The following is a 12,951-nucleotide window of genomic DNA, read 5'->3' as shown; positions in this document are numbered from 1 at the left end:
CATTAATAGTTTAAAATCAATTCTTTAATAAGACTCCTCACTTGCGGTTCAGCTTTTTTTGCTGCTTCCAATACTTCATCGTGTGAAATAGTGCCAATACTTTCTTCATTACCCATATCCGTAATTACAGAAATTCCAAAGGTCTCCAGATCCATGTGACGGGCCACAATTACTTCAGGAACGGTTGACATCCCAACACAATCTGCACCAAGAATCTTGACCATTCTATATTCAGCCAAAGTTTCAAAAGTAGGCCCTTGAAGCCCCAGATAAATTCCTTCATGAACCTCGATATGAAGTTGCTTAGCTAATTCAGTCGCTTTTGCAATCATTTTTCTCGAATACGGCTCACTCATATTTACAAAACGAGGTCCAAAACGTTCGTCATTTTTCCCACGTAAAGGGTGCTCCGGCGTCATATTGATGTGATCCGTAAGCATCACAATAGAGCCTACTTTATAAGCCGGATTCACACCGCCTGATGCATTTGAAACCACTAATTTCTCAATCCCTAAAAACTTCATCACTCGCACCGGAAAAGTCACTTCAGTCATCGAATAGCCTTCGTAAAAATGAAACCGTCCCTGCATGGCCACTACTTTCTTACCGCCTATTGTTCCAAAAACCAAGGCCCCTTTATGACCTGGTACCGTCGATACAGGGAAATTTAAAATTTCATTGTAGGGCAGTGTATATTCTACCTTCATTTCATCGGTAAAACTCCCTAATCCTGATCCTAAAATCACACCATATTCTGGCGTAAAATCAATTCTTTGCTTAATGTAACTAACGGTTTCCTGTACTTGTTCCCACATAATCTGTAATTGTTTTATCAAAATTTTCACTCCCGGAAATAAAAGTACTTTTTATAGGCAGATAAAAGAGTTGTCCGCTTGGTAAACTTCCTTTCAATCGCATATAATCTTTTTCGGTAGTGATAATCATGTTGTTTTGAGCTAACTTTTTAATTTCTAAAATGTCTTTATCGGTAAAATTATGATGATCCGGAAAAGACAAACAGACCTCATTAGTATCCTTAAAATAGGCGAAAAATGGTTCCGGTTTTGCAATTCCTGCCACTAGTACCTTAGCAGCATCTTGAATTTCATTCCCCTTTATCTTTAAATTTTCACCATAAATATAACCATCGTATGCTATAAAAGTAAAATATAATTCTTGATTTTTACCAACTTTTAGCCTCTTTTTAATGTCATCCTGCTCCTCAAATGAAAGGTTATGAGGACATTTAGTCACCATAATCACATTCGCTCTTGCCGCTCCGCTTTGGCTTTCGCGTAAATTCCCGGTTGGCAACATCCAATCATCCGAATATAAATCACCATAAGAAGTCAATAAAATATAAAAACCCGCTTTTACTTTTCGATGTTGAAAAGCGTCATCAAGCAAAATCACTTCTGGTTTTATGGATTGCGAAAGCAATTGCTCTATTCCATTTTTTCTGTCGGCATCAACCGCAACTTGAATCGATGGGAATTTTTGATAAAACTGAAAAGGTTCATCTCCCAAGGTTTCCGCATTCGAAGTGGCTTCTGCCAAAATAAAACCTTTAGATTGCCTTTTATAGCCTCTACTTAGTGTAGCAATTTTATATTTATCCGAAAGCAAGCGAATCAAATATTCAATTTGGGGCGTTTTTCCGGTTCCTCCAACACTAAGATTCCCAACAGCAATAATGGGCAATTCAAACGAGTATGATTTTAAAACCCCTTTATCGAAAAGAAAGTTTCGAATACACGTTACTAAACCATACAAAACGGCAAAAGGGAATAGTAATTTTCGAAGTAAATTCATTTTACGAAAGTAGAATAAATTATCTTTGATTTAAAAATCTAACACAGATTTCACAAATTTTCGCAAATTAAAAATAACTTTGAATCTGTGTATAAATATATATCTGTGTAAATCAGAGTCAAAAACATGAAAATCAAAGAAATAATAGACGTACTCGAAGAAATGGCGCCACTCGCCTATGCTGAAGATTTTGACAATGTAGGACTATTGGTTGGCGATCAGGAAACGGAGGCTACAGGTATTTTAGTTTGCCATGATGCTTTAGAAAATATAATTGACGAAGCAATTGCAAAAAAATGCAATCTGGTGGTTTGTTTTCATCCCATCTTATTTTCTGGATTGAAAAAAATAACGGGTAAAAACTACGTGGAACGCGCTGTTATCAAAGCCATAAAAAATGACATAGCTATATATGCCGTTCACACTGCGCTAGACAATCATCAAGAAGGTGTAAATAAAATATTTAGTGATGCATTAGGATTAATACATACTAAAATCCTGATTCCAAAGCAAAACTTCATTCGGAAATTAGTAACCTACACGATTCCTAAAAATGCGGAAGAAGTACGAAATGCCCTCTTTGACGCAGGAGCGGGAACGATTGGGAATTATGCAAATTGCAGTTTTAATTCGAAAGGAATTGGAACCTATATGGGAAACGAGCACAGCAATCCGCAGGTTGGAGAACGATTTGAATTTGTACAAGGTGACGAAATCAAAATCGAAGTCACTTTCGAAAAACATTTAGAAAAAAAAATCCTGAAAGCCTTATTCAATAGCCACGCCTATGAGGAAGTGGCCTATGAAATTTATGAATTGCAAAACCAACACCAAAATATTGGCTTAGGCATGATAGGCGAATTAAAAAATCCCATGAATGAAAAAGAGTTTCTGCTTTTTGCAAAAGAAAAAATGGAGTGCGGCGGAATTCGGCATTCCGGTTTTACAGGTGCAACAATTAAAAAAGTAGCTGTGCTTGGCGGAGCGGGAAGTTTTGCCATAAAAAATGCAATTCAGGCCGGAGCAGACGCCTATTTGACTGCCGATTTGAAGTACCATCAATTTTATGAGGCCGAAAACAAGTTGCTTTTGGCCGATATAGGACATTTTGAAAGCGAACGTTATACAAAAAATTATATTGTTGAGTATCTTCGGAAAAAAATCCTTAATTTTGCAGTTATTTTATCAGAAGAAAATTCAAATCCAGTTAAGTACTTATAGAATATGGCGAATACGAAAGAATTAAGTGTTGAGGACAAGTTAAGAGCAATTTATGATTTACAACTTATTGACTCTAGAATTGACGAAATCAGAAACGTAAGAGGAGAACTTCCTTTAGAAGTAGACGATTTAGAAGATGAAGTTGCAGGTTTAAGCACCCGTTCAGAAAAACTGAAAGGAGAACTCGAAGTTGTTGAGGATCTAATCAAAGTAAAAAAGAATGCAATTGATGAGCACAAAGAGTCCATCAAAAAATATACTAAGCAACAAGAAACGGTTCGTAACAACCGAGAATTTAATTCGTTGACTAAAGAAATTGAATTTCAAGAATTAGAAATTCAGTTGTCTGAAAAACAAATTAAAGAAATGAAAGCTTCAATCGAACACAAGAAAGAAGTAATTTCTAGTTCTAAAGAAAGATTAGAAGCGAAGTCAAATCACTTAAAGCATAAAAAATCAGAGTTAGACGCCATTATGGCAGAAACAGCTAAAGAAGAAGCGTTCTTAACTGAGAAATCACAAGAATACCAAGCTTTAATAGAAGAACGATTGCTAAAAGCATACACTAGAATCCGAACAAGTGTTCGCAATGGTTTAGCTGTTGTTTCTATCGAAAGAGGAGCCTCTGCAGGATCTTTCTTCACGATACCCCCACAAACACAGGTAGAAATTGCTTCCAGAAAAAAAATCATTACTGATGAACACTCCGGAAGAATATTAGTCGACAGTGTATTGGCTGACGAAGAAAAAGAGAAAATGGAACAATTGTTTTCTAAATTCTAATTATAGTTAAGTCCCGATACCAATCGGGACTTTTTTTTTATGAAAAAAATACTTTATTATCTGTTTACTAAAACTATTGGATTATACGTAAATTTATTAAGCTACGTATTTCTTGACAAGGCAACCCAACTTGCTTATTCTCTTTTTAGCGAACCCCGAGAAGGCAGGCTTACTGCTGCAAAACTTCCTAAAATACTACAAGAAACAGCTGCGGAAACTTTTCAGCATAACGGACACGACATTCAAACCTATACTTGGAAAGGAAATAATACTGTAATACTCCTCGTGCATGGATGGGAAAGCAATGCCTCACGCTGGAAAAAAATGGTACCCTATTTAAAAAAATCCGGTAGTACAATCATAGCAATCGACGCTCCTGCTCATGGCTTATCAAGTGGAAAGGAATTTAATATTCCCCAATATGCTAAATCTATTGATTTTATAGTTCAAAAATTTAAACCGCAATACCTAATTGGCCATTCCTTAGGAGGAAAAACCTGCTTGTATTATCAATCTGTTTATCAAAACAACACTATTGAGAAAATGGTGATTTTAGGATCGCCGAGTGATTTCAAAATCATTCTCGATAATTATATTGCAATGTTGAGTTTAAACTCTAAAATTTCAAAAGGACTTGAAGCACATTATCTACACCATTTTAAACTAAAACTTGAAAAATTCTCAGCCAAGCATTTTGCTACTAAAATAAAAACAAAAGGATTAATCGCTCATGACACTAATGATACAGTTGTTTTATTTGAAGAAGGAAAAAAAATAGCCAGCACCTGGAAAAATTCTATTTTCATTGAAACTAATGGGTTAGGGCATAGCATGCATGACGATGGGTTGTATAAAAAAGTCTCCCGCTTTTTATTTGAAACGGAGTAGAACAAACACCATCAGAATAGTATTATCGTTATGCCATTTCTGCTTTGTCCAAATGACAAAGATTATACAAAACTCCTATAACTATTTCCAAATTCATTACTTTTGTATCATGGAAGAAAATCTAAAACGACTCAATAAATTCATAGGAGAAACCGGGTATTGCTCCCGCCGCGAAGCTGACAAAATCATTGCAGAAGGTCGAGTAACCCTCAATGGAGTCGTACCGGAATTAGGCACTAAAGTTTCACCAAATGATGAAGTGCGTATTGACGGTAAACTAATCCGTGAGAAAAATGAAAAACCTGTATATCTTGCTTTCTACAAACCGGTAGGAATTGAATGCACCACAAATCTGGAGGTTCGCGATAATATTGTAGATTACATTAATTATCCCACACGTATTTTTCCTATAGGACGATTAGACAAAGCCAGTGAAGGATTGATTTTTATGACCAATGACGGCGATATCGTCAATAAAATACTACGTGCAAGAAACAATCACGAAAAAGAATATACCGTAACGGTCAACAAACTCATCACCGATCGTTTTATTGAAAAAATGGGAAATGGCATACCAATTTTAGACACCGTCACCCGAAAATGTAAGGTAGAAAAAATTAGTTCTACCATTTTTAAAATCGTGTTGACACAAGGTTTAAACCGTCAAATTCGTAGAATGTGTGAATACCTGGGGTATGAAGTTACGGCATTAAAACGCATCCGAATTATCAATATTTCGCTGGACATTCCTGTGGGTCGTTTCCGTGATTTGACTGATACCGAAATCAAAGAATTAAACGAACTCATCGAACCTTCGATCAAAACCGAAGAAGCCAGTTTACCAAAAACAGAAGTACCAAAAAGAAGAACGGAATTTATCAAAAGAGATGATCCTAGATTTAAAGGACGAGGCGATTATTAAAAAACAATTATAAATAAAAAACCCAGAGCTAGTCTGGGTTTTTAGAAACCATTTTAAAGCGTACTGAATAGCACTTCACTCTAAAACAAATTACACGTTTGTACTGATTAAAAACCACAGTAGTATTTATCTATTTTACTTTCTCAGAGACTGTTCCGCCTTTGGCACTGGAAACGTTTACCGTTGCTCCTGAAGGATTTCCTTTAACGATCCATCTTACTTTTACATTACCCATCCCTTCAATAATAGGTACTGCAATGGTCTCTGGACTGAATTTTTGTTCTGTAAATAAATTCAAATCTTCGTTTTGAACTGTCATACCCGCTACAACGGTACTACCCGCTAAACTGATATAATTAGGACGCTCTATCTTGTTTTTTACATCATGTCGCGAATGGGTTGGAATGATCCTTGTATTCATAATTGTGGCAGTCACTGCAACTAAATCCCCTGAAAGCTTTTCAGTTTCAATACCTACAATTTCTAATTTTGGAGTCTGATACGCATGGTACAATGAAAACGCCATGTTTCTGTGTGCATCTTCCTGAATCATAAACCCCGGATGATTCCGAATGTAATTCTTTTTAGGACCTCCTATTTCAATATCGCCAAACTGCGGATGATTAAACTCCTTCCATTCTACATAGCCATCACCAAACAACAGGTATTTATCAAATTCATTGAATTCATCATTATCCCATCGTCCAGCGGTATTTTTTTGGTTAAATAACTTATAGGAAGTCATCAATTCATTACTAAAAGTAAATATCCCTCGAGTCAAAGACAAAAAATCAATTTCTCCACCATAAACAGTGTACAAGTCTTTGTGAATTACAAAATAATTATAACCGGGAATCATTTTTTCCCCTAACTTTCCAATATTATCGTACACTTCAATATCTTGTGGAGCAAATAACGCATCGTCTTCTGCAGCGCCGGGACCTCTTAAAAACATTCCGCCGTAATTATGGTAGCTTTGTGCTCCGGCAATATTGGGATGATTGATAATAAAGGCTTTTATAGCACGGGTTTCAGGAAGTGTACCTGGATAAAACAATGCCCCATTTTGAACATAATTAGGTTGCCAATTCCATCCCCAATCTCGGTTTGGATCATACGTCCCAATCAAATCCTCATTTACTAAACCATCTTTATCGTTATCTAAACCTTCATACCCTAACATTTCATAGTCTCCTATTTCATCTCCTTTGACCTGATACATGCGAGTAGGATATTTAGGATCTGTTTTCCATCGTCCTATTTTTGATTTTCTGCGCATCATCACGATATTCCCGTCGTTATCTAAATCATCAAGCGTATCTTCATTCACCAGACCGTCACCATCATTATCAAAAGGACGCATTCCTGAACGAGAGGTATTAGAGTTGTTCGGTTTGTAAATAAAATTTTCCCGCCCGTCAGGACTGATAGTCATTACAATATAAAACACCTTTTCTTTTAATAAAGTATTTATGAATTTAATAGTTTGAAAACTCTCCGCTAAATACCATGCCGTATACATGGCAACCTCAACACCTTGCATTTCATTTGCGTGAATTCCGCCATCGATATAAAAACCAGGCTTGTTTTCAACTTTATCGGAATCGAAATCAGAGATCGTTAATACCCAAAGATCTCTTCCTTCATAGGATTTCCCTACGGATTCCATTTTAACTAAATTTGGATAGGCTTTCACCAAATCTCTTCCTAGCTGAGTCACCTGTGCATAATCATGGTACTGATCCCAAGTCATTTTTACTTTGGGATTAGCAGGGGAACCAATGGCACGGATGCCATTTAAATCTTGTGGAGCAATACCATTTTTTTGAGCATTAGTAACCCAAAAAACAAAACTGAACAAGCTGAATAGTATGTATTTTTTCATTTTTTTACTTTTTATCGGTGAGGATTCAATATCCTTTTTTATTTTTTTGAAGTCAACTTATTATTTCAAATCAGCAATTACCTCTTTAAATCCTGCAGTGGCACAACCTGTAGTGATCGTCACTTTTCCTGTACCTGAAATCAACCATGAATATTCCTCTGATTCATCCGCTTGCATACTATTACGGATAAAATATTTCCTGCCAGAAACCATGATTTGATTTTTTTGGAGTAGAATTTCTGTTTTCATTTTAGAAACAAATCGGATTTTGTCTCCTATTTCAGTATAAGTAGGCAGCAACCCTTTATTGGCCACTTTTATAGTGACGCGGTATAAGTTCTCCTTTATCTTTTCTACTTCGGGAACATTTGTTTCAATTTTTGGCATGGCTGCCAAAAGTTCTTCCACAAAAAGCACATGTTTATTCGCTGTTTCTTCTAAAAATTTCACAGGTGGATTGTTCAGAGCATAAGGGATAAAACCTCCTACTTCTACTTTTTGATTTGGAAAATCAGGATGTTTAATAACTGACCAGTCAACAAAAACATTTTTTATATTTTGGCTATCAGCCCATTTTAAAAAAGAGACTTCTGAATTCAATTCCTCTTTATCTTTTTCTGCTGGCTTTTCTAATTTAGAATACAGCGAATCTTTTTTAGCCTCTACTTTAGGAACCCACCAGCCTGGTGTTGAAAAACTGAATCTCCCTGCATGGAAATAAGCGGTTTGCGCAAAATTTCCTTTGGTCATCGGCATTTTAGGGCCGCCTTTGATTGTCGCTTTTTGGGTATATAATTTAGAAACCTGCTCTGCTGCTTTACTATCTTTTTCTAACCATCCTTTAATAATTCTAGAACTAGCTAACTTACTATCATACTTTGGAGTCTCAGATAAATTATTGTGCATCCCAAAAGTAAGTACACCATAAATATTCTGATTCAAATATAAAAAATCAAGAAGTGCCCTGGTTTCTGGCTCAGAAGCTACATAAACTCCTGCCCCTTTTTCGAAAGCAGGATAGTCAAAAGTAAAATTTTTGTCGATATTGACTCCTTCTGAAAAATCTTCATTAAACATTCCGTCTTTATCGGTATCAATTCCCTCTGAAATTAAAACATACTTGCCAACCTGATTTTTTGTTGGATCTGCTTTTATTAAAACACGGGAATCCTCTGGGCTTTCAATGAAACTTCCTGTTACATCTTCAATCCGAAGTTGCGTAATTAAACCATCTTTATTTAAATCTTCAAAAGGGTCTTCGCCTATTTTACCGTCTCTGTCATCATCTGTTTTGTTATCGTTACCGCGCTTTTCCATTTTTACAGCACCAAAAGCAGCATCTATGGCATCCGGATTTACAGCAGGAACAAAATAAATCGTTTTTTCTTTTAAAATCGCAGCTAACTTCTCGTTTTTCAATACGTTATCAATCATTTTTAAGGTGATCTGTGTACCAGCACGGTATTTTCCGTCAAGCCCGGCTGTGATAAGCAAAGCTGGTTTTGGAGTGGTTGATTCGGAAATTGTTACTACCCATATTTCTCTGCCTCCACTACTTTTACCAATTGATTTTACAGTGCAATATTTACTTTTGGCGTCAAGCTCTTTTAGACTTTTAGTAAGGTTTTCATAGCTCAGGTAGTCCTTTTGAGCGTGAGTGATACCAAAACAAAGTACGAATAAAAACAGTAATTTTTTTCTCATTAGATAGTAATTTATTTGAGAAATAAATGTAGTTTATAAATTTGGCCTATCCTAAATTATGCGAAAAATATTTTATAAAGCCATCATTAACAAGGCGCTTTAACTCTAAAAAAGACCATTATTTGGTGTATACAGCTATTATTTAACCCTAAACATAGTATTATACTTTTATTTCAAAATCATTATTTTGGAAAATTAAAACTTTTTGATACACTATTAAAGTAAATCCATAGTCTCAGGAATAGTGAAATTTAAAGTTGAAATCTATTTCTATCAAAACCATCTTTTTCTTTTGAACAAAAACACACCAAAAGCAGATAATAAAACAGATACAGAAATGACAATCCAGATTCCATAACGATTGTCTTGTAAATCATTAGGCACATTCATTCCGTACAAACTGGCAATCAATGTTGGAATCATCAGAATAATCGAAATCGAAGTCATCTGCTTCATAATCGCATTCATGTTATTAGAAATCACAGAAGCGTACGCATCCATAGTTCCCGTTAAGATGTCGCTATAAATATTAGTGGTTTCCTGTGCCTGACGCAATTCAATTTCAACATCCTCCAGTAAATCTAAATCAAAATATTCTTTTTGGGACTTTATATTCTTGATTCGATGCAATAGGATATCATTCCCTTTCAAGGAAGTCATAAAGAATACCAAACATTTTTCTATTTGAAGCAACGCTTGTAATTCTTCATTTTTAATTGACTTTTCTAAATTGTCCTCGGCTAATCTTATTTTTTGATTGACTTGCTTTAAATATTTCAAAAACCAAACACTGGAAGAAAGCAATAATTTGAGCACTAAATCGAAGTTGTCTTTAATGTTTATATTCTTACGTTTGGTATAGGTTACAAAATCAGTAAGCATTTCCGTTTTATGAAAACTGATGGTAATACAAACTTCTCCTTTAAAAACAACTCCAACAGGAATCGTATGAAAAGGCAACTTCACATCATTACTCTTCACAGGAATTCGCATGATAATCAAAGTCCAACCATTTTCAATTTCTATCCTTGGTCTTTCATCAATATCTTCAATATCATTATAAAAGGCTTCGGGAATTTGTATGTCTTCGAGTAAATATTTTTTTTCGGCTTTGGTAGGACATTCAATATTTATCCAGCAGTTTGGAGTCCATTCAGCGGTGGCAATTAATCCGTTATTGTTTTTGTAAAAAGCTTTCATTTCAAAAATTCTATAGGTTTATGTACAGCCTCTTGAAAATCGTTCAAGCGCTATATTAGTTCAACATTTCCGAATAATAATCGTCCATTTTAAAGGTTTTTTTAAGTGGTACAAAAGTATTCTTTAAATTCCATTTCCGCTTCAATTATCAGAATTTTATACATTTTTAAACTAAAAAAAGCCTTAAACTACTGTCTAAGGCTTTCAATCAAAACTATTTTCTCTTTATTTATTTCTTTTCATTTCCCGTGCCAAAAGCGTATTTTTCAATAACATTGCAATGGTCATAGGTCCTACTCCACCCGGAACCGGAGTAATAAACGATGCTTTTTTACTTACATTTTCAAAATCAACATCACCGGTAATCACATATCCTTTTGGATGTGAACTATCTTCCACTCTGGTAATACCCACATCAATAACCACAACACCTTCTTTCACCATATCTGCTTTTAGGTAATTAGGAACTCCTAAAGCCGTAATAATGATATCGGCATTTTTAGTGTATTCTTCTATATTTTTGGTTCTACTGTGCGTAAGAGTTACAGTTGAATCCCCTGGATAACCTTTGCGACTCATCAAAATACTCATTGGTCGACCCACAATATGGCTTCGTCCAATAACAACAGTATGTTTGCCCGCTGTTTCTACTTTGTAACGTTCTAACAATTCCATTATTCCATAAGGCGTTGCGGGCAAAAACGTTTCCATTTCTAAAGCCATTTTTCCAAAATTGGTTGGATGAAATCCATCCACATCTTTATCAGGATCAATAGCCATCAGGATTTTCTGCTCGTCGATGTGTTTGGGCAAAGGCAATTGAACAATGAAACCGTCTAATTCATCATCTTCATTGAGGTCTTTGATTTTTGCCAATAATTCAACTTCCGAGATGTCTTCCGCTAAAGAAACCAATGTAGATTCGAATCCTATTTGTTGACATGATCTTACTTTGCTGCCAACATAAGTCAAACTTGCGCCGTTTGATCCAACAAGAACCGCTGCTAAATGGGGCACTTTCTGCCCGTCAGCTTTCATTTTCTGCACTTGAATAGCAATCTCGCTTTTTATATCTTCCGCAGTTTTTTTTCCGTCTAGTAATTGCATTTTTATTTAGTTTAATGTATTAAAGCCGAAAGTCTTAAAGTCATTACAACTTTAAGACTTTCGGCTTTTGACTCATTTTATCTCATTCCTGGCATTCCACCTTTCATACCACCCATCATTTTCATAAGGTTTTTACCTCCTGGCCCTTGCATCATTTTCATCATCTTGCTCATTTGTTCGAACTGTTTCATCAATTGATTCACCTGTTCGATTTTGGTACCGGAGCCTTTAGCAATTCGGGCTTTTCTTTTCACGTCAATTAGAGCCGGCTTGCTCCTTTCAACTGGAGTCATCGAGTGAATAATGGCTTCAATATGTTTGAAAGCATCGTCTTCTATTTCCACATCTTTCATGGCTTTTGAAGCACCTGGTATCATTCCAACCAAATCTTTCATATTACCCATTTTCTTTACTTGTTGAATTTGAGAAAGGAAATCATCAAAACCGAATTCATTTTTGGCAATTTTCTTTTGTATTTTTCGTGCTTCTTCTTCATCAAATTGCTCTTGGGCTCTTTCGACCAAAGACACAACATCTCCCATTCCCAAAATTCTTTCGGCCATACGAATTGGATAGAACACATCAATGGCATCCATCTTTTCCCCTGTACCTACGAATTTAATGGGCTTATTAACAACTGATTTGATCGAAATTGCTGCTCCACCACGCGTATCTCCATCCAATTTAGTCAAAATAACTCCATCAAAATTTAATCTTTCGTTGAAGGTTTTTGCTGTATTCACAGCATCTTGTCCGGTCATTGCATCCACTACAAACAAGGTTTCTTGTGGCTCGATGGCTTTATGAACACGTTCTATTTCGTTCATCATTTCCTCATCGACAGCTAAACGACCAGCAGTATCGACAATCACGACATTGAATCCATTTGCTTTTGCATGTTTGATTGCGTTTTGAGCAATTTCAACCGGATTTTTATTTTCTGGCTCAGAATATACCTCCACTCCTATCGAATCTCCAACTACATATAATTGTTGAATTGCCGCTGGACGGTAAATATCACAGGCCACCAAAAGTGGTTTTTTGTTCTTTTTTGTAAGAAGATAATTCGCTAATTTCCCCGAGAAAGTAGTTTTCCCCGAACCTTGCAAACCAGCCATCAAAATAACCGTTGGATTCCCGGAAAGATTGATTCCGGCAACATCACCACCCATTAATTCTGTCAATTCATCTTTTACTAACTTTACTAGTAATTGTCCAGGTTGAAGCGTTGTCAATACATCCTGTCCAATTGCTTTTTCTTTTACTTTGGTGGTAAAATCTTTGGCGATTTTAAAGTTGACATCCGCATCAAGCAAGGCTCTTCGAACTTCTTTCAACGTTTCGGCTACATTTACTTCCGTGATTTTTCCGTGACCTTTAAGTATATGAAAGGCTTTATCTAGTTTATCGCTTAAATTATCGAACATAC

At 35.8% G+C, this 12,951-nt stretch carries 11 protein-coding genes; 4 read left to right on the top strand and 7 right to left on the bottom strand.

Annotation, left to right across the window (positions count from 1 at the left end):
- Positions 1-2 precede the first annotated feature (2 nt).
- A complete protein-coding gene (locus EKL95_RS07295; protein WP_126563854.1) occupies positions 3-815 on the bottom strand; it encodes a purine-nucleoside phosphorylase in 813 nt (270 codons plus the stop codon).
- The gene (lpxK, locus tag EKL95_RS07290) at positions 787-1,812 is read right to left on the bottom strand and encodes a tetraacyldisaccharide 4'-kinase (protein WP_126563853.1); all 1,026 of its coding nucleotides are present in this window, start codon (positions 1,810-1,812) and stop codon (positions 787-789) included. The genes EKL95_RS07295 and lpxK overlap by 29 nt, the downstream gene beginning before the upstream one ends.
- Before the next feature lie 126 nt (positions 1,813-1,938).
- Here lpxK and EKL95_RS07285 point away from each other — a divergent pair, with 126 nt between their 5' ends.
- From EKL95_RS07285 to rluF, 4 genes are all read left to right on the top strand, one after another.
- Positions 1,939-3,033 carry a Nif3-like dinuclear metal center hexameric protein gene (locus tag EKL95_RS07285; RefSeq protein ID WP_126461523.1) on the top strand — a complete coding sequence of 365 codons (1,095 nt, stop codon included), beginning with the start codon at positions 1,939-1,941 and terminating at the stop codon, positions 3,031-3,033.
- Between the two features lie 3 nt (positions 3,034-3,036).
- Entirely contained in the window at positions 3,037-3,816 is a 780-nt protein-coding gene (locus EKL95_RS07280; protein ID WP_126453591.1) for a zinc ribbon domain-containing protein, read from the top strand.
- Between the two features lie 39 nt (positions 3,817-3,855).
- Positions 3,856-4,704, top strand: a complete 849-nt coding sequence (locus EKL95_RS07275; protein WP_126461526.1) for an alpha/beta fold hydrolase — start codon at positions 3,856-3,858, stop codon at positions 4,702-4,704.
- Between the two features lie 109 nt (positions 4,705-4,813).
- Positions 4,814-5,626 (top strand): 23S rRNA pseudouridine(2604) synthase RluF, encoded by an 813-nt coding sequence (gene rluF / locus EKL95_RS07270; protein WP_126563852.1) that lies wholly within the window; start codon positions 4,814-4,816, stop codon positions 5,624-5,626.
- A gap of 130 nt (positions 5,627-5,756) precedes the next feature.
- Here the strand turns inward: rluF and EKL95_RS07265 are convergent, their stop codons facing one another.
- The 5 genes from EKL95_RS07265 to ffh all read right to left on the bottom strand — a co-directional run bounded on the left by EKL95_RS07265 (position 5,757) and on the right by ffh (position 12,949).
- Positions 5,757-7,511: a M14 family metallopeptidase gene (locus EKL95_RS07265; protein WP_126461532.1), complete on the bottom strand. Its 1,755-nt coding sequence runs from the start codon at positions 7,509-7,511 to the stop codon at positions 5,757-5,759.
- A 60-nt stretch (positions 7,512-7,571) separates the two neighbouring features.
- A complete protein-coding gene (locus tag EKL95_RS07260) occupies positions 7,572-9,215 on the bottom strand; it encodes a M14 family metallopeptidase (protein ID WP_126563851.1) in 1,644 nt (547 codons plus the stop codon).
- Between the two features lie 273 nt (positions 9,216-9,488).
- A complete protein-coding gene (locus EKL95_RS07255) occupies positions 9,489-10,415 on the bottom strand; it encodes a magnesium transporter CorA family protein (RefSeq protein WP_126563850.1) in 927 nt (308 codons plus the stop codon).
- Between the two features lie 225 nt (positions 10,416-10,640).
- Entirely contained in the window at positions 10,641-11,522 is an 882-nt protein-coding gene (locus EKL95_RS07250) for a bifunctional 5,10-methylenetetrahydrofolate dehydrogenase/5,10-methenyltetrahydrofolate cyclohydrolase (protein WP_126453576.1), read from the bottom strand.
- Positions 11,523-11,599: 77 nt separating this feature from the next.
- The gene (ffh, locus tag EKL95_RS07245) at positions 11,600-12,949 is read right to left on the bottom strand and encodes a signal recognition particle protein (protein ID WP_126461544.1); all 1,350 of its coding nucleotides are present in this window, start codon (positions 12,947-12,949) and stop codon (positions 11,600-11,602) included.
- Between the last annotated feature and the right edge of the window lie 2 nt (positions 12,950-12,951).

Origin of the sequence: Flavobacterium sp. LB2P53, from assembly GCF_003970305.1 — a bacterium.
Classification (GTDB): Bacteria; Bacteroidota; Bacteroidia; order Flavobacteriales; family Flavobacteriaceae; genus Flavobacterium.
Note: the sequence above shows the minus strand (reverse complement) of the source record. Positions and strands in the feature narration are given on the sequence as shown.